Origin of the sequence: Clostridium sp. LY3-2 (genome assembly GCF_024705715.1) — a bacterium.
In the GTDB taxonomy this organism is placed as follows: Bacteria; Bacillota; Clostridia; order Clostridiales; family Clostridiaceae; genus Clostridium.
Map to the genome: position 1 here is coordinate 21,582 of NZ_JAMDLQ010000041.1, position 23,018 is coordinate 44,599.

The following is a 23,018-nucleotide window of genomic DNA, read 5'->3' on the forward strand; positions in this document are numbered from 1 at the left end:
ATAAGAACTCTATTTTTTTGCATTAATGACTTTATTTAAAGCAATTAATGCACCTATTTTTGCATGATCGAACGTTAGTCCACCTTGAATGTATGCAATATATGGTTCTCTAATAGGTGCATCAGCAGACAATTCAATCGATGATCCTTGAATAAAAGCTCCAGCTGCCATAATTACTTCATCTTCATATCCTGGCATTGGTGTAGGTATACATGTTACATATGAATCAATTGGAGCGGCCTCTTGGATCCCTCTTATAAATTCGATAAGTACATCCTTATCACCAAAAGTGATTGTTTGAACTATATCACTTCTTTTTTCTCTTGAACTAGGTTTACAAGAAAAACCTGAAAGCTCCATTACTTTTGATAATAAATGTGCCCCTTTTAAGGCTTCGATAGTAACATTAGGAGCTAAAAAGAATCCTTGAAATAAGGTACGCATAGTATCAAGCATTGCACCACATTCACCACCTATACCAGGAACAGTTAATCTGTATGCAGCGTTTTCTACATATTCTTTTTTACCTACTATATAACCACCAGTTGGCGAAATTCCACCGCCTATATTTTTTATTAAAGAACCAGCCATAAGATCTGCTCCAAAATCAGTTGGTTCATATATATCTACAAATTCACCATAGCAGTTGTCAACAAACACTATAATTGAACTATTTAAAGATTTTACAAGGTCAATTGCTTCTTTTATTTCGGTTAATTGTAAGGCTTTTCTAGTACTATAACCTGTACTTCTTTGTATATGAACCATCTTGATTGAATCATTACTTTTAATTTTCTTTTCTATATTTTCAAAATCAAGGTGTTCATCATCAATTAAATCAACCTCATCATATTTAATACCATAATCTTTTAAAGAACCAGTCCCTTTTAATCCATTTAGTCCTATTACTCCATGTAAAGTATCATATGGTCTACCTGAAATAGCTAAAAGCGTATCTTCAGGCCTTAAATTACCAAACAGAGCCGTTCCTATAGCATGAGTTCCGTTAACAAAGTGAGGTCTAACAATTGCGGCTTCAGTATTGAATACACGAGCATAGACTCTATCTAATCCTTCTCTCCCCATATCATCGTATGCATATCCAGTTGAGTTAGTAAAGTGAGAATCACTTATCCTTTCTTCTTGAAATGCAGCTAGAACTTTAAGTTGATTATACTCTTTTATTTCATCATATCTATTTAAGTCATCACTAACCTCTTCTAAAGCTCTTCTAAAAATATGAAATGCATCTTTAGTAATTCCATATTTAGATATTATTAATTCTTCTGTATTTTTTAGCATATATTCCTCCTAGATATTATTAAAAATAAATAGGCACCCATATAAGTGCCTACATAATTTATTCATTATTTAAATTATTATCAACGAATAAGATTGGTTTTGCAGGTGTTATTGTTGTTACCGCATGTTTATATACTAACATTTGATTGCCATCACAATCTAACACAACGGTAAAGTTATCAAATCCCTTTACAAACCCTTTTAATTTATAACCATTTGTTAAATACACTTCAACTGGTATTTTATTTTTTCTAGCCCCATTTAAGAATATGTCTTGTAAATTATTATGTTGATTGTTCATCTACTAGCACCTCCACAAAATCCTGTTTATTTATAATTATAACTCTAAATAGATTTAATGTCATTAATAATTTTATTTTCTATTTGATCTAAAGTTAGCATATCTTTATTTAAAAATATTGCCCTTGGATCTCTTCTAAACCATGTTAGTTGCCTTTTAGCATAATTTCTACTTCCTTTTTTAATAAGTTCAACTGCATCATCTAGAGATATTTTTTTTTCAAGGTAAGTAAATATTTCTTTATAACCTATTCCTTGAATAGATTGATTGTTTAAATTTAATCCATTTGACTTTAGTAGGATACACTCATTAAGTAAACCATTTGACATCATAATATCTACACGATGATTTATTCTATTATATAATTCATCCCTATTCATATCTAAAACAAAGTAATGTACGTTATAGTCACTATTATAAATTTTTTCACCAGCGTTATATGAACTATATGGTTTACCAGTAAGTTTATATACTTCTAGAGCTCTTATAACCCTTTTTAAATTATTATAATGGATATTTTTATAACTAATAGGGTCTATTGTAGCTAAAAGTGAGTGTACATATTCATTTCCCTTTAAAGATGCTAAACTATTTAATTCATTTCTGTAGTTTATATCTGTTTTGGCCTCTGTAAAGTCCATGTTACATGTAAGAGAATTTATATATAACCCAGTACCACCAGCTATTATAGGTAGCTTTCCTCGTAATATAATATCCTTTATTATTGGGGCTGCAATATTTTTATATTCAGCAACAGTAAAAGGTATATCTGGGTCAATGATATCAATCATATGGTGTGGTATATCTTGCATCTCTTCTCTAGTTACTTTTGCAGAGCCTATATCAAGACTTTTATAAATTTGCATAGAATCTGCAGATATTATTTCTCCATTTAATTTTTTTGCTAATCTAATTGAAAGTTCAGTCTTACCTATCGCTGTAGGCCCGGCTAAAACTAAGATGTCTTTATTTTTTTTAATCATTTTACACAATCCTTCTAAATTTTTTATCTAAATCAGTACTGCTGAACTTAATAATAGTAGGGCGACCATGAGGGCAATGGAATGGATCCTCTATAAATCTTAGTTTATCTACTAAATTAACCATTTCTTTATAATCTAAGTAATCATTTCCTTTTACTGCTGATTTACAAGCCATAGTAGCTATTTTATTATACTTAACTTCAATCTCTTTGCCACTACCTAAGTTTTTAATATTGTCTAGTATATCTATAAAAATTTTTTTTGCATCTAACTTTCCTAGAAAATATGGCACTTCTTTAATCGAAATAGTAAAATCACCAAAATTCTCAATTACAAAACCTGAATCTAAAAATATAGATTTATTCTCTTCAAAATAAGCAAAATCATCTTGCGACAAATCAATTAGAGTTGGAATCAACAAAGGCTGAACTACAATGTTTTTATTTTTAATACTTTGCATATAATTCTCAAATAATATTTTTTCGTGTGCTGCATGTTGGTCAATAATATAAAGAATACTATCATTTTCACAAAGTATATATGTTTTGTTGAATTGACCAATAACATTAAGTGCAGGAAATTTAGGTATTAAATCTTCTTTTGCAACACAATCTTTATCATTGTAACTATTAGAATTATCTTCTTTTACTAATGATTCAGAATAACTTTCTTCATTTTGATTTAAGTCTATTTTATTATTCATTACAGATTCATTTGAAAATGCATTTTTTAACTTAAGTAATTGTTCTCTTTCTTTATCGATTTTATCAAACATAAACTCATTACTACTTATATTTGAATTTTGTTTTATTTTTGACTCCTCTTCTAAAAAATTAAGTTCAAGTTCTATTGGCTTCTCACTAATAGTTTGCGTATTTTGTTTAATTTCTTCAGGTAAATTGAAATCGTTGAAAACATCATTTTTTAATGCGGTATGAATAGCATCAAACACAGTTTTAAAAAGAATCCTTTCATCTTTAAATTTAATCTCAGATTTAGTTGGATGAATATTCACATCAATAAATTCAGGATAAATATTTATATTTAAAACAAAGAAAGGAAATTTATTTACTGTGCTAAAAGATTTAAATGCATTTTCCACAGCTGCAACTACAGTTTTATTTTTAATGTATCTATTATTTACAAAAATACTTTGATTATTTCTAGATCCTCTTGCTATTAATTCTCTTCCAATAAAACCAGAAATAGATATAAAATCATTATCTGATTTAAATGGAATAGTTTCATCCGAGATTGTTTTTCCGTATATAGCTCTAATTACATCTTTCTGATTCCCATTTCCGTACGTTTGTAAGACTTTTTTATCATTATTAATTAATAAAAAGCTAATTTTAGGATTTGAAATGGCAATTCTATTTACAATGTCATTTATTATAGAGCCCTCTCTTGTAAAGGATTTTAGAAATTTCTTTCTAGCTGGAACATTATAAAAAAGGTCGGTCACATCAATTTGTGTACCGTCATTGCATCCACATTCCTCTTCAGAAAGTATCTTTCCTCCTTCTACAACTATTCCTCTACCAAATTCACTATCAGCTGTTTTGGATTTTAGTTTAACTTTTGCAACTGAAGCTATAGAGGCTAAAGCTTCTCCTCTAAAACCTAAGGATAAAATTGAAAAAATATCTTCTACATTTTGTATTTTACTTGTTGCATGAGGTAGAAATGCTTTTTTTAAATCGTCTTTATGAATTCCATCCCCATCATCTATTATTCTTATTAATGTAGATCCCCCATCTTTAATTTCTATCTTTATGTTTTTAGCGTTTGCATCTATTGAATTTTCAATTAATTCTTTAACAACAGAGGAAGGTCTTTCGACTACTTCACCTGCTGCTATTTTGTTTGAAGTTACATCATCTAAAACATTTATTCTACTCATGTTATCACCTTATTTTAATGCTTTTACTTTATTTATTAAAGAATATAATTCATTCATTGCGGACATAGGAGTTAATTCTAAAATATTTATATTTAATATTTCATTTAATAAATTTTCTTTTTCTAAACTTTCAAAATCCATCTGTATATCAGGAGTTTGAGATTTAGGTGAGTCTATTATTTCTTTTTCAAATAATTCTTTATTTGTATTTAAGTTATTTTGATCTACATTTTCTAAGTTATTTAAAATATCCTTTGCTCTATTAATAACAGCTTCAGGTAATCCTGCTAATTTTGCAACTTCAATTCCATAAGATTGATCAGCACCACCTTCAATGATTTTTCTAAGGAATATTATGCTATCATTCATTTCTTTAACAGCAACTGAATAGTTTTTTACGCCTTCAATTTGTCCCTCTAACTTCGTAAGTTCATGATAGTGTGTTGCAAATAGGGTATTACATTGTAAATCCTTGTTTTTTGATATATACTCAATCACAGCCCATGCAATGCTAAGTCCATCATAAGTAGAAGTACCTCTTCCAACCTCATCTAATAATACTAAGCTCTTAGAAGTTGCGTTATTTAAGATATTTGAAACTTCCCACATCTCTACCATAAAAGTAGATTTACCTCCTGCTAAATCATCAGAAGCCCCTATACGTGTAAAGATTTTATCACATAGTGAAATATTAGCAGCTTTTGCGGGAACAAATGAACCTATTTGAGCCATTAGCGTTATTAAAGCAACTTGCCTCATGTACGTAGATTTTCCTGCCATATTAGGCCCCGTAATTAAAAGTAGCCTATCATTATTTCTGTTAAGTAATGAATCATTTGAAATAAATTCACCAAGACCAATCACCTTTTCTACCACTGGGTGTCTGCCATCTACAATATTTATAATGCCATCTGAATTAAGAGTTGGCTTTACGTAATTATTTTCTAATGCAACTTTAGCTAAAGTTGATAGTACATCAATATTACTTAAAGTTCTAGCTGTATTTTTTAATTTCGGTATGTGCTTTTCAACAATACATCTGATTTCTAAAAATAGCTTATATTCTAAATTTATTAGTTTTTCTTCAGCACCAAGAATTTTATCTTCCATTTCCTTTAATTCTTGAGTTATATATCTCTCAGAATTTGATAAAGTTTGTTTTCTAATATACCTTCCTTCAGGAATTGAATCATAATTAGCTTTTCTTATTTCTATGTAATAACCAAAAACTTTATTATATCCAACCTTTAATGATTTGATTCCAGTAATATCCCTTTCACTATTCTCTAAAGAAGCAATCCACTCTTTCCCGTTAGTTTTTGCTATTCTTAACTCATCTATATCTTTTGAATAGGTATCTTTTATAATATTACCTTCTTTTAAACTTATGCTTGGATCATCTTTAATAGATTTTTCTAATAGTGAAGTTAATTCTAATAGCGGATCTAAGTTATCATAATACTTTTTTAAAATGGTTGAGGTTGTAGATGAAATCAAATTTTTAATAGCAGGAACCTTTGTTAAAGAGTTTTTTAAAGAAATTAAATCCTTTGCATTAACACTTCCATTTGCAATTTTACCTACAATTCTCTCTATATCGTATATGTCTTTTAATGACGCCCTTATATCTTCGTTTAAAGATATATTTTTGTATAATTCATCTACTCCATTTAACCTATCATCTATTTCATCCTTACTAATTAAAGGTTCTTCTATCCACTTACGTAATGCTCTTCCACCCATTGTTGTAGATGTATTATCTAGGACCCATAATAAAGAACCTTTCTTAGTTTTTTCATGAATATTCTCAGTTAATTCTAAATTACGTCTAGATGAACTATCTATAGTCATAAAATTAATTATTTCATATACATCTAAAAAATTAATATTACTAAGATTACATTTTTGTGTATCCTTAATATAAGATAATAGTAATTTAATTGCACTTATTTTAGAATTACTTAAAGAACTTATATCTGTTTCCTTATAATTCTCAAACATTGATTCAATTTTTATATCATTAGCTTTGTAATCTTTTTTACTTATTAGTATTCCAGATAAACTCTCAAGTGATTTATTTAAATAATCTGAAATTTCATTAAATACTATTATTTCTTTAGGAGATATCTTCGCTATTTCATCTTCCAACGTATTAATTGATTCCTTAAATGAAGTTGTCTTAAATTCTCCAGTGCTTATATCACTTATTGCAAGACCAAACTCCCCATCTGATTCTGTTATAGACATTAAATATGTATTACTGCATTCATCATTAGATGGATCTATATATGTTCCAGGAGTTATAACCTTTATAACATCTCTTTTAACAATACCTTTAGCTTCACTTGGATCTTGAACCTGTTCACAGATTGCAACTTTATACCCCTTTTGTACTAATCTAGATATATAGTTAGCAGAGGCATGAAAAGGAATACCACACATTGGTGCACGTTCTTCTAATCCACAATCTCTCCCTGTTAATACTAACTCTAATTCTTTTGAAGCAGTTTTTGCATCCTCAAAAAACATCTCATAAAAATCACCTAGTCTAAAAAATACTATACAATCTTTATATCTTTCTTTTATTTCAAAATATTGCAACATCATAGGTGTTAAACCCATACTGTATTACCTCCATTAATATATTATTATAGAATTATTTTAACATAACCAATCATATTATTAAACTTATATATAAAAGAAGGCTAAGTTGCATTCTTAGCCTTCAAACATTTTAAGAAAATCTTCATTAGATAAACTTGATAGATATTCATTTGATAAATTGCCATTTTCTAAAATACTTTTAATAAGCATATTTTTTTGATTCTGTAAATTAAGAACTTTTTCTTCTATAGTATCTTTAGATACTATTTTTATTATTTCAACTGGTTCTTTTTGACCAAACCTATGTGCTCTATCGTTCGCTTGATTCTCAACAGAAGGATTCCACCAAGGGTCTAAGTGAATAACAACATTCGCAGATGTTAAGTTTAGTCCAGTTCCGCCCGCCTTTAAAGATATTAGAAAAACGTTACATTTAGATTCTGAATTAAAAGAATTCACTAATTCAATTCTATCTGAAGCTTTAGTTTTACCATCTAAATAGAAGAAATTAATAGATTTCTTTTGAAGAAGGTTTGAAAATTCTTTTAATGCTGTTGTAAATTGAGAAAATACAAGTATCTTTTTATTATTTTCTATTGATTTAATTATTAAGTCATAAGCAGCTCTAAATTTTGCACTATCAGAAGTGTAACTATTTATTGTAAGCTTAGGACTAATTGATATCTGTCTTAATTTAGTTAAATAAGATAACATTTTTATCTTATTTTTACCAAATGTATCTTCTTTCATTTCTTTTTTAATTATACTTGTAACATACTTACTATAAGATAGATATATTTTTTCTTGTTCCTTAGTCATCTTAACTGTTAAGGTTTTTTCAATTTTAGGTGGAAGATCTTTTAATACTTCGTTTTTAGTTCGCCTTAGTATAAAAGGTGTAATTAAATTGTTTAATTCATCTTTTATACATTCATCCTCATTTAAGTTTCTGTTATATTTAACATTAAAATCTTCTTTACTGAAAAGGTAGCCTGGTAATATAAAATCAAATATTGACCACAAATCCAGTAAGTTATTTTCTATTGGTGTTCCAGTTAACGCAAACTTACAGTTAGCATTAAGTGATTTACATGTTCTTGCAGTTAATGATGATGGATTTTTAATATATTGAGCTTCATCAAGAACTAATAAATCAAATTTTAAATTTTCATAGAGATCTTTATCTATCCTTAGAGAGTTATATGAAGTTATTATAACCTCATTACTTTTAATATTTTTAATTAAATCACACCTTTCAGATTTAGAACCTGCTATGACTTTGTAATTTAAGTTTGGTGCAAATTTAATTATTTCATTTTGCCAATTATATATTAATGATGTAGGCGATACAATCAACGTTTTTATTGGCCTTTTTAGAATCAATAAAGCAATAATCTGTAATGTCTTTCCAAGCCCCATTTCATCTGCTAAGATTCCCCCAAGTTTTAAATTATATTTCTCTATTAACCATTTAACACCAAAAATCTGATATTCCCTTAAGGTAGCATTGATTGATTCAAAATTTAGTTCATTATCACAGTTAGATTTATTTTTATAAAATGAAAGAAACTCTTTTGAAGTTGTATTTGTAAAAGTATTTAATTTATTTTTTATAAAGTAACCATAACTAGAAGGGACTTCTATCTTGTTTTTATTAATATCATCTTTAAATGGAGTTACTGCGTTTAAAAAGCAGATTAATTCCTTTATCTCAATTTCTTCTAAATCTATGAACTCTCCTGAATTTAACTTATAGAATTTATTATGGTTTATAATAGATTCTATAATGCTTTTATACTCAACTTCGTCTATATCTTTAAATTCATATTTCATTTCTATATAATCTTGTCTTCCGTGCCCAACATTAATTTCAATTTTATCGTTTATATTTAATAATGGCTTAAAATTATCAGTGTAGAATATTTCACCTAATCTTTGTAAATCGTTTATCTTATTTTTGAAAAAGTCATATTGCTCATATTCAGAATTAGTAAAAACAAAGTTATTATCTATTTTAGTAAAACCATAGCCTTCAATCTGGTCTACAATATGTTTAACACTATCAAGATTATTATAGATGTATTTACCTTTAATGTTTTCAAAAATATTAAATTCATAATTATCGTAACATACATTAATTTTTAAGACAGTGGTCGAACCATCTCTATCAAAATAGAATTTATAAATTGGATTTCCAAATAAAATATTTTTTTTAACTGTATTATCTAAATGAAGGTATTTACTAAAACTCATAAGCTTTGGGATTAAATGCTTATATGCAGAATCTTTTTCACCTTTATCTATTATAATTTTTTTAGTTTCTGCTGCTAATTTAATAAATTTTTTAAGCATATTTATTTGATTTTGGCTAGGTAGATAAATATTGGATTTATATATAAAAACATTCGATCCTTCTAGAAGTTCTTCTGGTAATCCATCAATAAAGTCAATAGTTAATCCATTTTTATCTATAACATCTATAGGAAGAGGAATATCCCCTGAAATAACTTCGGAAATAATAACTCTTGAGTAAAACCCTTTGTTTAAATAAATATGTTCACCTACAAAAATCTTCAAAAATTGTTTTAATAGAAACTTTGGAATTCTTAGTTCTTTTCCGTTTACAAATTTTTCTTGGCTCTTTTTATAATTTCCAAGACTGTAATCATACTCTTGAAGCATTGAAATAAAATTTAAAATTTCTGTATCTTTATCACTGAAAGAAAACAAGTCATCTTGGAAAGTTAATCCTTTTCCAAATTTCATAGGAATGTTATTATATTTATTTAATATAAACAAATTAATATCTCGTATAGAATACATTAAATTTAAGTTATCTACTTCATTTCCAATTTTAAATTCAATTGAAATTTTATTTGACCACTCGTCTTTATTTATGAAAGATTCTAATTTTAAAAGATTTTTAGAATCATCTATTAAAAAATCCATAATACAAGGTTTTCTTTTGTAGGATTTTTGATTATAAGATTTATCTTGCATTGAAAGCGTATCTAAATTCTCTATAAATTTTAACATCAAAGCATAAATATGTTTGCATACATAATTAGTTTTTTTCGATTTTTCAAAATCTAAGCAAGTGCACTTTGTACTTACAACCTTTAAAGCATTATAGTCAATAACAAATTGTGCTTTATATGTATTAAACAATTCTTCTGAGATAACGTTAGAATATACTTCTACTGTAGTTTCTTCTTGATTTATATTTAGCTCTTCTACTAAATCATTTTTTAATACTCTTTTACCTGATGCTTCACTTTTTATATAGCAACTATTGATAAATGCATTTATAATATTTTGTTTTAACATTTCATAAATCACTCTCCATTAATAAATAGAATAAATGATTTTGAAAAATCTTGCAAATAAAAAAAAGATGCAAATGCATCTTTATATTATTTCACCTATAAGTGAAAATGGTTGAGCTCTTAAAACTTTCACATTAACTAATTTTCCAACGAAAGATTCATCACCTATAAAATTAACTAGTTTACCAGTTCTTGTTCTGCCTGATAATTTAGTAGAATCATTTTTGCTAAATCCTTCAACTAATACTTCAACTACTTTATTTTCATATTTCTTATTTGCGTTTATTACACCTACATTTACAGCTTCAACTAATTTGTTAAACCTTTCGTGTTTAACGTCATCTGGTATTTGATTTTCCATTTTATCAGCTGGAGTATGGTTTCTTCTTGAATAAATAAAAGTGAATGCAGAATCATACCCAACCTCTTTAACTAAGCTTAATGTTTCGTTAAAGTCCTCATCAGTCTCGCCTGGGAATCCTACGATGATATCTGTTGATATAGCAACATCAGGAATTTCTGATTTTATTTTTTTTATTATATCTAAATATTGTTCTCTATCATAGTGCCTATTCATTTCTTTTAAAACTTTATTTGATCCACTTTGTACTGGTAAATGTATTTGTTCGCATAATTTGTCGCAATCTTTTATTGCTTCAACCACATCAAAATCTAAATCCTTTGGATGTGAAGTCATGAATCTAACTCTTTCTAATCCTTTAATTTCATTTATCATTCTTAATAAATCAGAGAATTTTATGTTTTCTTCAAGTCCCTTACCATATGAATTTACATTTTGACCTAAAAGTGTAATTTCTTTATATCCCTTTGAAACTAACTCTTTTATTTCGTTAATTATATCTTCAGATTTTCTACTTCTTTCTCGGCCTCTTACATAAGGAACTACACAGTAAGTACAGAAATTATTACAACCATACATTATTGTAACAAAAGCCTTTAATGAGCTTTCTCTATCTACAGGAATACCTTCAATAATTTCAGTTTCTTTATCAAATATTTCTTTTATTTGAACGCCCTCAGATCTTACTCTATTTAAATATTCAGGGAATTTATATGAATTGTGAGTTCCGAATATGATATTTACATAAGGGAATTTCTTAAGAATTTTATCAGCCATCCCTTTCTGTTGCATCATACATCCACAGATTCCTATTATAAGATTTTTATTTTTTTCTTTTAATTTCTTTAGTGCTCCTAAATTTCCAAAAACCTTATTTTCAGCATTTTCTCTAACGCAACAAGTATTGAATAGTATAATTGAAGCCTCTTCCTTTGATTCGGTTCTAGAATATCCTATTCTTTTAAGCATGCCAGATAATTTTTCTGAATCTTCTTCGTTCATTTGGCAGCCCCAAGTTTCTATATAATATTTTAAATCAGTATTTTGATTAGATTCCATTTGTTTTCCTCCATATATAAAATTACTTTTTGTATTATATCACAAATAATGTTAATAATAAAATAGTTAATCTATAATAAAGCAATTGACAAAGTCGCCAATATGCTTGAAATTTTTTTTATAATATAGACTTTGTGCAATTACATTTTCATAATCAACTTTTATATAAATTTCTGTTATTCCTTTTGATCTTGATATGTTAATGATATTATCAAGTAGAAATTCTCCATAACCTTTTTTTCTAAAATCTGATAAAACTCCTAAGTTTACTATCATATAATTTCCAAAAAAATCTATAACTTGTCCATACCCAATAGGATTATCATATAGATACAAGAAAAAATTAAGGTCATTTAAATAATATGATTCTTCATATTCAGATAGTATATCATTAACAGATAAAGGAATTCTACCTTCTTTTTTAAATACATCATTTTGTATAAAACATCTTAAAAATTCATCTTGTTTTTTATGATAGTCCCTAATTTTCAAAGCATGTTGTGTATCTATTCTCTCCAACTCATTTTTTAACAATAATTTTTTCATAAGCAAAGTTCTATTTGTGATAATAAAAGAATTATCATTTATAAATTCTTTATTATTATCATTTAAAAGACACGATAATTTGAAATTTTTAGATTTAAACATATTGAATTCTTTTAAAATAAACGACTCATCATATCTGCTAAAAAAAACATCAATAATTTCGATTAAATTGTCATCTTCTTTTTCAAAAACAATGTAACCTGAAATTGTTTTGTTTCGTTCTATTAAGAAAACATGTCTATGATTAATTATTTTGTTAAAAAAGTTATTTTCATTTTTGAAGTTAATGAATTTCGTGAAATTGTTTTTTTTACTATTCATTTTATATAAATTCAAAACCAAATTATAATTATCTTTATTTAATGAGACTAGCCTATACATAATTACCTCTTACTAAACAAATAACCCCTATAGGGGTTATTTTATACATCTTTAATACTTAAACTTATTCTTTTATTATTTTTATCAACTGTAAGAATTTTAGCTTTTATTTCCTGACCAACTGTTAATACATCAGACGGATGTTCTATTCTATTATGAGATATTTTCGAAATATGAACTAGCCCATCTACACCATCTTCTAATTCAACAAAAGCACCAAAATCGTTAATTCTAACAACCTTTCCAAGGACTATAGAATTTGTAGGATATTTCACTTCAATATTTTCCCAAGGCTTTGGTGATAATTCCTTTAAAGATAAAGAAAGTTTTTTAGATGCTTTGTCAATATCAATAACTTTAACATTTATTATATCTCCAGATTTTAGATAATCTTCTGCTTTTTTAACATGATTCCAAGAAATCTGTGATAAATGTATTAGTCCGTCAATTCCATTTACATTTGCAAAAGCCCCGAATTTTGTGAACCTTTTAATTTCAGCAGAAACTATATCATTTACTTTAATACTATCCCAAGCCTTTTCTTCCTTTAATAAAAATTCTTGCTCTTTTAGTATACGACTAGAGGCAACCACTCTTGAAGGATTACTAATATCGAAGTCAATTATTTTAACTTCAATATGCTTATTTTTAAAGATAGCTGTATCATTTATAAATTTAGTATCAATTTGTGATAATGGAATAAAGATTCTAATACCTTTATAATAAGAAACCAAGCCATTCTCTTTTGCCTCATCAACATTTAGTGTAATAGTTTCATTGCTTTTATAAATTTCATCTATTTTTTTAAAAGCATTTTGTTTTTCATATTCTAAGATTGATAAAACAACATGGTTATTTTGATCTTTTAATTTAATAACCTTTGCAGTTATTTTATCATTTAATTTATATTTATCTAAAAAACTAATATCATTTTTTTCAAATGTGATTTCATTAAAAGGTAAATATCCTTCATATTTATAATTAGGTATTGAAATAATAAGACTGTCTGCATTCTTTTTTACTATTTCACCTGTAATTTCTGTCCCTATTGATAAATCATTAAAACTATTATTAATAAATTCTAGTTGTTCATTTGACTCTCGCATATTTCTATAACCTCCCTAATTACCCAATCAGGAGTTGATGCTCCTGCGGTAATACCAACTTTTATATTATTGGCACTGTCTAAAAAGGATGTATTTAATTCTGAAGCATTTTCTATATGGATTGTTTTCGAACATAATTCATTAGCTATTTGAAATAATTTGGTTGTATTAGAACTGTTTTTTCCACCTATAACAATCATCAAGTCAACATTTTTAGCTAATTCTTCAACGCTCTTTTGCCTTTCTTCAGTAGCAGAACATATAGTATTAAATGCTAGTAGTTCCTTGGTTTTTACAGAAAGCTGTGATATCATTTTCTCCCAGTTTTTATTCTTTTCTGTAGTCTGAGATACAGCACAAACCTTTTTGGGAACATCAGAACTTAAATTTCCATCCTTATAGATAATAGCATTGTCATTGCACCAACCATTTATACCAACAACTTCAGGATGTTCCTTATCTCCAAGTATGATTATTTTATATCCTAAATTAGAATATTTCTGTACTTTTTTTTGTATATTTGTAACAAACGGGCAAGTTGCATCTACAATATTTAAATTTAAATCATTTAAATATTTAATTGTTTTTTCTGGAACACCATGTGATCTTATTATAATAGTATCTCCACTTTTTAATTTATTTACTTCAGTGATATCTATAGGATAGATTTTATTTTCTTTAAGAAATTCTACAACATCATTGTTATGTATAAGAGGTCCTAAAGTATAAATCGGTTTATTTTGCTTTAGTTGCTCTTCTAAAGATGTATCTACTGCTCTTTTTACACCAAAACAAAAACCTGCATTGTCGGCTAAAATTATATTTTTCATAATATTCTCCTACGCTTAATTGTTCTTCTTAGATTTAATAAAATCTATTATGTTTTGAGTAACTTCTTGAATATTTAGTCCAGTTGTATCAATTTCTACTGCATCCGAAGCTTTTTTTAAAGGATCCACTGCTCTAGTACTATCAATATGATCTCTTCTTATTATATCATTTAATATTTCTTCATAAGAACAATCTATTCCTCTATTTGTTAATTCATCAAATCTTCTCTTGGCTCTTTCTTCAGGTGTAGCTGTTAAAAAGATTTTGTATGGAGAATCTTTTAGTACAACAGTTCCGATATCTCGTCCATCCATTATTACATTGAATTTTTTTGACATTTCACTTTGCATTGTTACTAGTTTTTTTCTTACTTCCTGAATTGAGGCATAAGCTGAGACAGAAGCACTTATTTCTGGCATTGTTAATTTATCTTGAATATTTACTCCATTTAAATATAAGTCATCATTTTCAAAATGCATTTCCATAGTATCAATAAGTTCACATAGCGAACTAACGTCTTCAGGAGATATTTTATTTTCTTTAGCTTTTAATGTTACTGCTCTATACATAGCTCCTGTATTTATGTACATTAAATCAAATTCCTTTGCTACTAATTGTGCTATTGTACTTTTACCGGCCCCTGCTGGACCATCTATTGCGACTGATAATTTCAAATCAATTCCACCTTCCTAAATTGTAAAACTTTATATCAATATTATATCTTCATATATTTATTCTAACAAGTATTATTATATACTGTTACCGGCAATATACCCTGTAGATAATGCTATTTGAACATTGTATCCTCCAGTAAAAGCATCTACATCAACTATTTCACCTGCAAATGATAAATTTTGTATTATCTTACTTTTCATTGTAGAAGGATCAATTTCTAATGTATCTACTCCACCTGAAGTTACAATTGCTTCAGCTAGAGGTCTCAAACCTTTAATACTAAATTCAAAATTTTTAATATTGTATAGTAGATTTTTTCTTTCAGATTTTGTTATCTCATTAACTAGCTTATTCTCATCTATGCCACTTCGATTTATAATTACTGGAATTAACTTCTTTGGAAGTAATTCATTTAATGAGTTCTTGAATTCCGAGTTTTTATATTTTAAGAAATCTTTTTGAATTCTTTTATCTAGTTCAGATTGATCTAATGCAGGCTTCAAATCTATATTTAAATTTAGATTTTTATCATTAACATATCTGCTTCCGCTTAGTATTAAAGGACCAGTTACACCAAAAGGAGTAAATTTAATTTCACCAAAACTTGAATATAAGATTTTATTTTTATTTTTAATCTCAATTTGTATATTTCTAAGAGAAAGACCTGCTAATTCAGAAAAATCACGTCCATTTAATTCTAGCGGAACCAAAGATGGTGTTAGTGGGATTATGTTATGTCCTAACATTTTTGCGAATTGTTGGCCATCCCCCGTAGAACCTGTTAATGGATATGATGCACCTCCAGTGCAAAATATAAAATGATCACCTTTTATAGATGATGAATTATTTACAGAAACTGATTCTATTAAATTTTTCGAAACATTAATACCTGTTACCTCTGAATTAAAGATAATTTTGATATTTTGTTCTTTTAACGCTCTTTCAAATCCTTTTATAATATCTGACGATTTATCAGAATTAGGGAAAATCCTTCCTCCTCTCTCAACTTTTAACTTAACTCCATTTTTTTCAAAGAACTCTATTGTCCTTTGGTTATCAAAAGTGTAAAGTGAGCTATATAAAAAATGAGGATTACCAGGAATATAATCAAAAAACTCTGAAATATCCTTATTATTTGTAACATTACATCTACCTTTTCCTGTGATAAATAGTTTTTTACCAAGTTTATTATTTTTTTCTATTAAAATAACTTTATTACTTTTACTACTTTCTATTGCAGCCATCATACCAGCTGGTCCAGCGCCAATTACAACTACTGTTTTCAAAAAATCAACTCCTTAAAATTAAACATTAGAAAAAGCAATCATTTAAGATTGCTTAATCATTTAAATCACCTATTGTTTTATTATTTATCTGATAAACGTTATAGTCTTGCCAAATTTCCTCAAGGGAATCAAATGTTTTAGCTATGTTCTCCTTTTCTCTCATGCCAACAGAAATAATAAGTGCATTTACTAACGAAAGTGGAGCGACTAATGAATCAACAAAAGAAGCCATATTACTTTGTGCTATAAGTGCTAAATCTGCCTGTGCTGCAAGAGGAGAAATTAAAGAATCGGTTATAGCAATAACTTTAGCCCCTCTAGTTTTACTGAAATCAAGTGCAGCAATTGTTTTAGATGCATACCTTGGAAAACCAATTCCTATTACTAAATCGCCTTCTTTAACGTTTATTAATTGTTCGAAAATATCTGAAATTCCATAACTTACAGTTCTAACATTCTTCAAAATTATATTTAAATAAAAACCTAAAAATTCTGCTACTGCAGTAGAACTTCTTAAACCGAGAATATAAATATTATTTGCTTTGAAAATTTCATTTACTACTTGTTCAAAAATTTTAGGGTTTATTTTTTCAAGCGTAGATCTTATATTTTCCATATCGGATTTTAAAACGCCTTTTAACGCATCTGCATCAGATACATAATCATTTGATAATTCTAGTCTTTGAACAGTCGTAAGTTTATTTTTTATTAACTCTTGTAAAGCCTTTTGTAGTTTAGGGTATCCACTAAAACCAAGTTCATTAGCAAATCTTACTACCGTGGATTCTGAAACGCCTACGGCTACACCAAGTTTTGCGGCTGTCATAAACGCTGCTTTATCATAATCATTTAAAATATATTCAGCAATCAATTTTTGTCCTTTACTAAGCTTTTGAAATCTTGTTTGAATTAATCTCATTAAATCTCTATTATCATTAAAATCATTATCCATATCATCCTACCCACTTTTCAATAATTATGTATTATAATTTTATCATCATATGAAATTTAATTCAACAATATAATTCATTATAGATTCTTTTATAATTTGTTTATTCTTTTATATTGGCACGATTTTTTTCTATTATAACTAAGTATGGAGCTGAATTACTCCTATTTGCAAATTTATGAACCATAACTCCAAATTCATTTTTAGGAAGTGTTTCAATTAAGTCTGAAATGCAAGATGATTCTATTTCGCCTTCATTATGTCCAGGATAAACACATACGGTAATAAAACCACCGTTATTTAAAATTTCCAATCCTGATTTTATACTTTTTATAGTACTTAAATGATTAGTTGTAATATCCTTGTTTGCACCTGGTAAAAAACCTAAATTATACATTATTAAGTCTACAGGCTTATCAATATATAGTTTAAAATTTTCATGGCTATCGTTTATTACATTAACATTTGAAATATTTTTATTAGAATAGTTTTGACATGCAATTTGCTGTATATCAAAGCTATAAACTATACCAAAGTGATTTACTAAAAAATCAGTATCGTGACCATTTCCGAGTGTTGCATCAATTGCTACATCAAATGAATCAAGGTAATTTAATACTATATTGTGTGCTATTTTACTTATATCTCCAACGTATCTATACATATATATTACCCCTTTTAAAGTGTATTGATATAATCTATTTCACTTTTATTTAACTCTCTATATTCGGAAGGCTTTAAATTTCCTAGTTTGATATTTCCTATCGCCACTCTTTTTAAGCTTATAACATCATGATTTAAAGCAGAACACATCCTTCGTATCTGTCTATTTTTTCCTTCATGAATTATTATTTCTACGACAGACTCTTTGCTACTTTGTTTAATCACTTTAATTTTTGATTTTGCAGTTATATATCCACCTATGTCTATTCCATTTTCAAATTTTGAAATATCTTCTTTAGTGAAAGTTCCAGATACTTTTGCTATGTATACTTTATTCACTTCAACTCTAGGATGAATGATTTTATTATAAAATTCGCCATCATTTGTTAATAATAACAAACCAGAACTGTCATAATCTAGACGACCTACAGGATAAACTCTCTCATTAACATCTACGATATCTAAAACTGTTTTTCTATTTTTTTCATCTTTTACAGATGTAATAATCCCAACTGGTTTGTTTAAAATTATATATCTTTTAAATTCCTCTTTATTTATTAATATTCCATCTAAAAAAACTTTATCAATATCAGTATCTATCTTAGAACCAAGTTCAGTTACTAATTTATCATTTACAGTAACTCTTCCGGATAAAATAATTTCTTCACATTTTCTTCTAGATGCAACTCCGCAACTAGCCATATATTTTTGTAATCTTTCTTTCATAATTTCCTCCAGTACAATATTCAATATGATTATATCTTTAGTTAAAAATTTTTACAAGTTAAATAAGGATGTGACAATTGTCACATCCTTATTTGTACTAATACCTACAAAAACTATTTAATAAAAGCAACCATATTAAAGGATTATTACCAAATCCAAAACCACATCCATATCCATTATTTCCAAAACCACAGCTATTAAAGCCACCGTTACAAAATGAACTATTTGAGTAAGGATTACAATTATTATTTGGACAGTTATTACAATACCTCATACAAGATCTTGACACGTGAATCAACTCCTCTTCTTTAGATACTTCATAATATTCAGAAGATAGAGTATATGTGTTATAATTGTTACAAAAGGAGTGAAAACATGGAAAAAAGAAGTAGAATTGTTGCCCCTAGAAATGTTGTGAATGCAAAGATGATGTACAAACTTTACATATTAAAGGAACTAGCCAATAACAATATGGTGTTTGGAAATAAAATACTTATTGATTTCAAGGAAAATTTCAAAGACATAGAAGTTCCGTTTCCTATATCATCTAGTACTATATATGAAAGTTTATATGAACTTGAAAAAAATGGTTACGTAGTTTCAAAATGGACTGGTGATGAATTTTTAAATAAACGTAGTAAAAAGATATATTCAATAACAGATTCAGGAATAAGTTATTTAAAAAATCATATTAGTGATTATGTTTCTAATATAGAAAAAACTAAAATTTCTCTAGATAAAATTAAAATAATGCTATTAAAATAAAAGATAATAATTATTTATTATCTTTTATTTTAGCTAATTTACATAAATTATCTAGTTTACTTAGTATTTCTCTATACCCTGGTTTTATATATTCATTATTAATAAGCTCCTCGTAACTTATACTGTTTATATCAAGTTTTAATATTTCCTCATAATTTAATCCGTATACTTTCTTAATAACATTTTTATATTCACTTATAAAATTTTCTTCATTTGTATAATAATTTTTCATTAATATTTTATTGTTTATAGTCTCTATTAATCCATAAAACTGATAAATATAGCTTAATTCTCTTATATTAAAATAATCACAAAGTAAAGAAATTGAAAAACTATAGTTTTTGTTTATTGGAAAAATAAAAATATTTTCTTTTTTATTTTTACACTCTAGAAATCTTATGCTTTGAAATATGGCTGTACAAACATCTAGCTTAATTGAATTTGCAGTTGAGCAAATCTCTTTGGTCTTATATAGAGTCTCAAATTCTTGTTTTTCTTTTAAAAGAACATGTTCTTCTTCAATCTGTATTTTATGTATTTTATTGTTAATTACCCAACTACACCATGCACCTAGTGCAGAACCAGAAATTATTGAGATTGCAGATATTATTGAAGTTATTACTGGAATCGGCAAGATCATCACTCCTAAAATAGTATTTTTATTTATTATTTCATCTCTAATAAATAAAAATTCATATTTATTAAATGAAAAATATATAATTATATGTTATCGTAATATTATAAAACTATAGTTGGAGGCATAAATATGAATTTTAACAAATTGATTGAGTTAAGTTTATTTGCGTTAATTTTGGCTCAATTACTAAAAGTCCCATTTGGGTTCTTTATTAATAAAGAACTGAGGTTAAGCATAATTTTTGAAACTGGGGGAATGCCTAGTTCACATTCTGCATATATATCGTCTTTAGCAGTAGGGATCGGGAGAACAGAAGGTTTTAAATCACCTATTTTTGCGCTTGCTTTTGTGATTGCATCGATTGTTATGTATGATGCGATGGGCGTTAGAAGAGCTGCTGGACAGCATGCAAAATTCTTGAATATTTTAATGTCTTCTCAAAACAAAATAGATCTATCAAACGTAAAATTAAAGGAGATTTTAGGTCATACACCATTTGAAGTATTAGGTGGTTTAATTTTAGGTTTGTTAGTTGGATTTATATTTCCATTATAAAAAATACATCATAGCCTAGAAGAGGCTATGATGTATTTTTTTATAAATTATTGATAAGTTAAGTGCATCATTTAAGGCATTATGCTCATTTCCAATGAAATCTATTTTAAAATACTTTAAAGCATTTTTTATAGATAATAAATCATCTTGTTTTATGATGTCTTTACAAAATATTTCCTGAAAATCATAGTTGTTAGTCAAAATTTCCATAACTACTTTGCTTTTAGATGAATTTCTTCTATAGTCGTTTTGAAGTACTTTCAGATCGTTACCCCCCCAAAAGCAAAAGACCTTACTTGAATTTTTTGACCATTCAAAGAATTCATTAAAAACATAATTAAAATTCATTGACCTATCAATTTCTTTTTGTAATAAACCTGTTATCTCAATACATTTTTCAGATAATTGGGACACCCCATAGGGCTTTATTGTTCTATAAAACTTCTCCTTAACTTCTCCTGAAATACTGGTTTTTACGGCTCCAATACTAATTATTTCAACACTTTTAAAATCTGTTAGACAATTCATTTCAAAGTCAAAAAAAATAATATCTTGCTTCGTTGTCAAATCTTCTTTTAAATCTATTAACAAACTTTTTCGTCTTATAAATTTTGAGTATTCCTTTGCTTTTTTTTCAGATTTAATAAATAAGTTTAAGTTTGGCTTTTTTGTTTTATATATATATTCTAATGTATTTAATGATTTGAAAAAGCATATCTTTTCTAACTTATTGATTAAGAAATTTAATGAATCTTCACTAAATTTTTTATTTATCAAATCACTTTTAAGTTTATTAATAGTTTTAATACTATCTAAACCAATTTCTATGGTTGTATCTTTAGGTAAGAAACCAAGATCCTTTAATGCTAATATATTTCTTAATATATAATATATGGATTGTTTATGCGCAATATATATATCAATATCTTTAATTCTTTTTTTTGCTTTAATCAAAACTCTTTTGCTACTTTTTTCAATAATCAAATAATCTAGTTTATAAACTAAATCAAATTTTCTTAATGAATAATAAGCTAATATTTCCTTGTTCATAAAAAGATTCCTTTTCTTTAATATAATTGTACTGATTAATTGTATCACTTATACCATAAATTTTCTATTTTTATATATAAATGCTTAAAGGTTTAACCTGTATAGGATTATTATTTATTTTAAATCTTGGTGGTGATGGGACTCTTATTCCAATTTTTTTTAATGTCTCAATTACTGGCAAACATATATTTATCATATTTTCATAAAAATCTTGATTACCAGTTTTTCTAAGCATATGAATGGATTGATTATTGTGATTACAATTTTGTAGAACTTTGCCAACAAATGTACAATCACAATTTAGTGCATCATACTTATGTGACTGTTGATTTAAAAAACAATTTTCAATTGATGTCATGACCAAATCATTATTTTTACATTTAGCCATTATATCAATTGTTCCTTGTGAAGCTAATTTATCATAAATATCTGAAAAAATATTTAAAACTGATTCAAAGTTTATTAAAGAATCCCTTTTTAAAAGTGTATTTAATCTTTCAAAGCCTATAGATTTAATTATAGAAATAATATTACTTAAATAATCTAAAATTGACTCAGGTAAAATGCACGCACTACATGTTACTATTTGCCCAGATGAAATAACATTAGTATCTGCATTTGAAAAATTATTTAGTAAACTCTTCTTGTTTAATGCTGTAATTAGATGATTATGTAGCATAAAACTTGTATATATTCTTTTTGTTTCTTCTTCAATTCTTTGAGTTCCACGATTTTCTATACAATTTTCTCTTTCCTTACCAATCGTAAAATTATATACATCTGAATACATTTTATCTCTATACCCTTCTCTTTTATTTTTAGTTACTCTATCTTCATAAAAGTTTAAATATCGCTCAGTATATCTGTACTTACCAGATAAAGAAATATCATAAATGCGCTTAAAGGTTTGTATTTCGATGTATCCATCAAGATAAAGAGATGCCATATTCTTAATAAGTGATTCATCTAAATAAAGCAGTATATTACTATCAGATATCATTTCTCCTCC

The 23,018-nt window shown here is 26.9% G+C and carries 19 protein-coding genes and 1 pseudogene; 2 read left to right on the top strand and 18 right to left on the bottom strand.

All coding sequences use genetic code 11. The features are described from left to right. Positions 1-9 precede the first annotated feature (9 nt). The 15 genes and pseudogenes from M4I33_RS12935 to M4I33_RS13005 all read right to left on the bottom strand — a co-directional run bounded on the left by M4I33_RS12935 (position 10) and on the right by M4I33_RS13005 (position 19,291). Positions 10-1,302: a methionine gamma-lyase family protein gene (locus M4I33_RS12935; RefSeq protein ID WP_257917185.1), complete on the bottom strand. Its 1,293-nt coding sequence runs from the start codon at positions 1,300-1,302 to the stop codon at positions 10-12. 58 nt (positions 1,303-1,360) lie between these two features. Further along, a complete protein-coding gene (gene hfq, locus M4I33_RS12940; protein WP_194190437.1) occupies positions 1,361-1,603 on the bottom strand; it encodes an RNA chaperone Hfq in 243 nt (80 codons plus the stop codon). Positions 1,604-1,647: 44 nt separating this feature from the next. Beyond that, positions 1,648-2,586, bottom strand: coding sequence for a tRNA (adenosine(37)-N6)-dimethylallyltransferase MiaA (gene miaA, locus M4I33_RS12945; RefSeq protein WP_257917186.1), 939 nt, complete (start codon positions 2,584-2,586; stop codon positions 1,648-1,650). Position 2,587: 1 nt separating this feature from the next. Continuing rightward, positions 2,588-4,489 carry a DNA mismatch repair endonuclease MutL gene (gene mutL / locus M4I33_RS12950; RefSeq protein ID WP_257917187.1) on the bottom strand — a complete coding sequence of 634 codons (1,902 nt, stop codon included), beginning with the start codon at positions 4,487-4,489 and terminating at the stop codon, positions 2,588-2,590. 9 nt (positions 4,490-4,498) lie between these two features. Further along, positions 4,499-7,111, bottom strand: coding sequence for a DNA mismatch repair protein MutS (gene mutS, locus M4I33_RS12955; protein ID WP_257917188.1), 2,613 nt, complete (start codon positions 7,109-7,111; stop codon positions 4,499-4,501). A gap of 96 nt (positions 7,112-7,207) precedes the next feature. Beyond that, entirely contained in the window at positions 7,208-10,420 is a 3,213-nt protein-coding gene (locus tag M4I33_RS12960) for a DEAD/DEAH box helicase (protein WP_257917189.1), read from the bottom strand. 81 nt (positions 10,421-10,501) lie between these two features. Next, on the bottom strand, positions 10,502-11,839 hold the full coding sequence (gene miaB / locus M4I33_RS12965) for a tRNA (N6-isopentenyl adenosine(37)-C2)-methylthiotransferase MiaB (RefSeq protein WP_257917190.1): 1,338 nt from the start codon (positions 11,837-11,839) through the stop codon (positions 10,502-10,504). A 66-nt stretch (positions 11,840-11,905) separates the two neighbouring features. Continuing rightward, positions 11,906-12,766 (bottom strand): GNAT family N-acetyltransferase, encoded by an 861-nt coding sequence (locus M4I33_RS12970; protein WP_257917191.1) that lies wholly within the window; start codon positions 12,764-12,766, stop codon positions 11,906-11,908. Between the two features lie 41 nt (positions 12,767-12,807). Then, a pseudogene (locus tag M4I33_RS12975) lies at positions 12,808-14,702 on the bottom strand (bifunctional 4-hydroxy-3-methylbut-2-enyl diphosphate reductase/30S ribosomal protein S1). A gap of 15 nt (positions 14,703-14,717) precedes the next feature. Further along, complete coding sequence (gene cmk / locus M4I33_RS12980; RefSeq protein ID WP_257917192.1) at positions 14,718-15,377, bottom strand: (d)CMP kinase; 660 nt, start codon at positions 15,375-15,377, stop codon at positions 14,718-14,720. A gap of 75 nt (positions 15,378-15,452) precedes the next feature. Then, positions 15,453-16,664 carry an NAD(P)/FAD-dependent oxidoreductase gene (locus M4I33_RS12985; protein ID WP_257917193.1) on the bottom strand — a complete coding sequence of 404 codons (1,212 nt, stop codon included), beginning with the start codon at positions 16,662-16,664 and terminating at the stop codon, positions 15,453-15,455. 52 nt (positions 16,665-16,716) lie between these two features. After that, entirely contained in the window at positions 16,717-17,616 is a 900-nt protein-coding gene (locus M4I33_RS12990; RefSeq protein WP_194190428.1) for a MurR/RpiR family transcriptional regulator, read from the bottom strand. A gap of 100 nt (positions 17,617-17,716) precedes the next feature. Continuing rightward, positions 17,717-18,277, bottom strand: a complete 561-nt coding sequence (locus tag M4I33_RS12995; RefSeq protein WP_257917194.1) for a class I SAM-dependent methyltransferase — start codon at positions 18,275-18,277, stop codon at positions 17,717-17,719. 14 nt (positions 18,278-18,291) lie between these two features. Next, positions 18,292-19,002 carry a pseudouridine synthase gene (locus tag M4I33_RS13000; protein WP_257917195.1) on the bottom strand — a complete coding sequence of 237 codons (711 nt, stop codon included), beginning with the start codon at positions 19,000-19,002 and terminating at the stop codon, positions 18,292-18,294. A gap of 97 nt (positions 19,003-19,099) precedes the next feature. Beyond that, positions 19,100-19,291, bottom strand: a complete 192-nt coding sequence (locus M4I33_RS13005; protein ID WP_257917196.1) for a hypothetical protein — start codon at positions 19,289-19,291, stop codon at positions 19,100-19,102. An 86-nt stretch (positions 19,292-19,377) separates the two neighbouring features. Here M4I33_RS13005 and M4I33_RS13010 point away from each other — a divergent pair, with 86 nt between their 5' ends. Further along, positions 19,378-19,767, top strand: a complete 390-nt coding sequence (locus M4I33_RS13010) for a PadR family transcriptional regulator (RefSeq protein WP_257917197.1) — start codon at positions 19,378-19,380, stop codon at positions 19,765-19,767. A gap of 10 nt (positions 19,768-19,777) precedes the next feature. On the opposite strand, the gene M4I33_RS13015 is transcribed toward M4I33_RS13010, so the two are convergent. Continuing rightward, a complete protein-coding gene (locus tag M4I33_RS13015; protein WP_257917198.1) occupies positions 19,778-20,401 on the bottom strand; it encodes a hypothetical protein in 624 nt (207 codons plus the stop codon). Between the two features lie 132 nt (positions 20,402-20,533). Between M4I33_RS13015 and M4I33_RS13020 the strand changes: the two genes are divergently transcribed. Continuing rightward, a complete protein-coding gene (locus tag M4I33_RS13020; RefSeq protein WP_257917199.1) occupies positions 20,534-20,959 on the top strand; it encodes a divergent PAP2 family protein in 426 nt (141 codons plus the stop codon). Positions 20,960-20,974: 15 nt separating this feature from the next. On the opposite strand, the gene M4I33_RS13025 is transcribed toward M4I33_RS13020, so the two are convergent. Together M4I33_RS13025 and M4I33_RS13030 are read right to left on the bottom strand one after the other, a co-directional pair. Then, complete coding sequence (locus tag M4I33_RS13025; protein WP_257917200.1) at positions 20,975-22,009, bottom strand: 3'-5' exonuclease; 1,035 nt, start codon at positions 22,007-22,009, stop codon at positions 20,975-20,977. A gap of 70 nt (positions 22,010-22,079) precedes the next feature. Then, entirely contained in the window at positions 22,080-23,009 is a 930-nt protein-coding gene (locus tag M4I33_RS13030; RefSeq protein ID WP_257917201.1) for a hypothetical protein, read from the bottom strand. Positions 23,010-23,018: the final 9 nt, after the last annotated feature.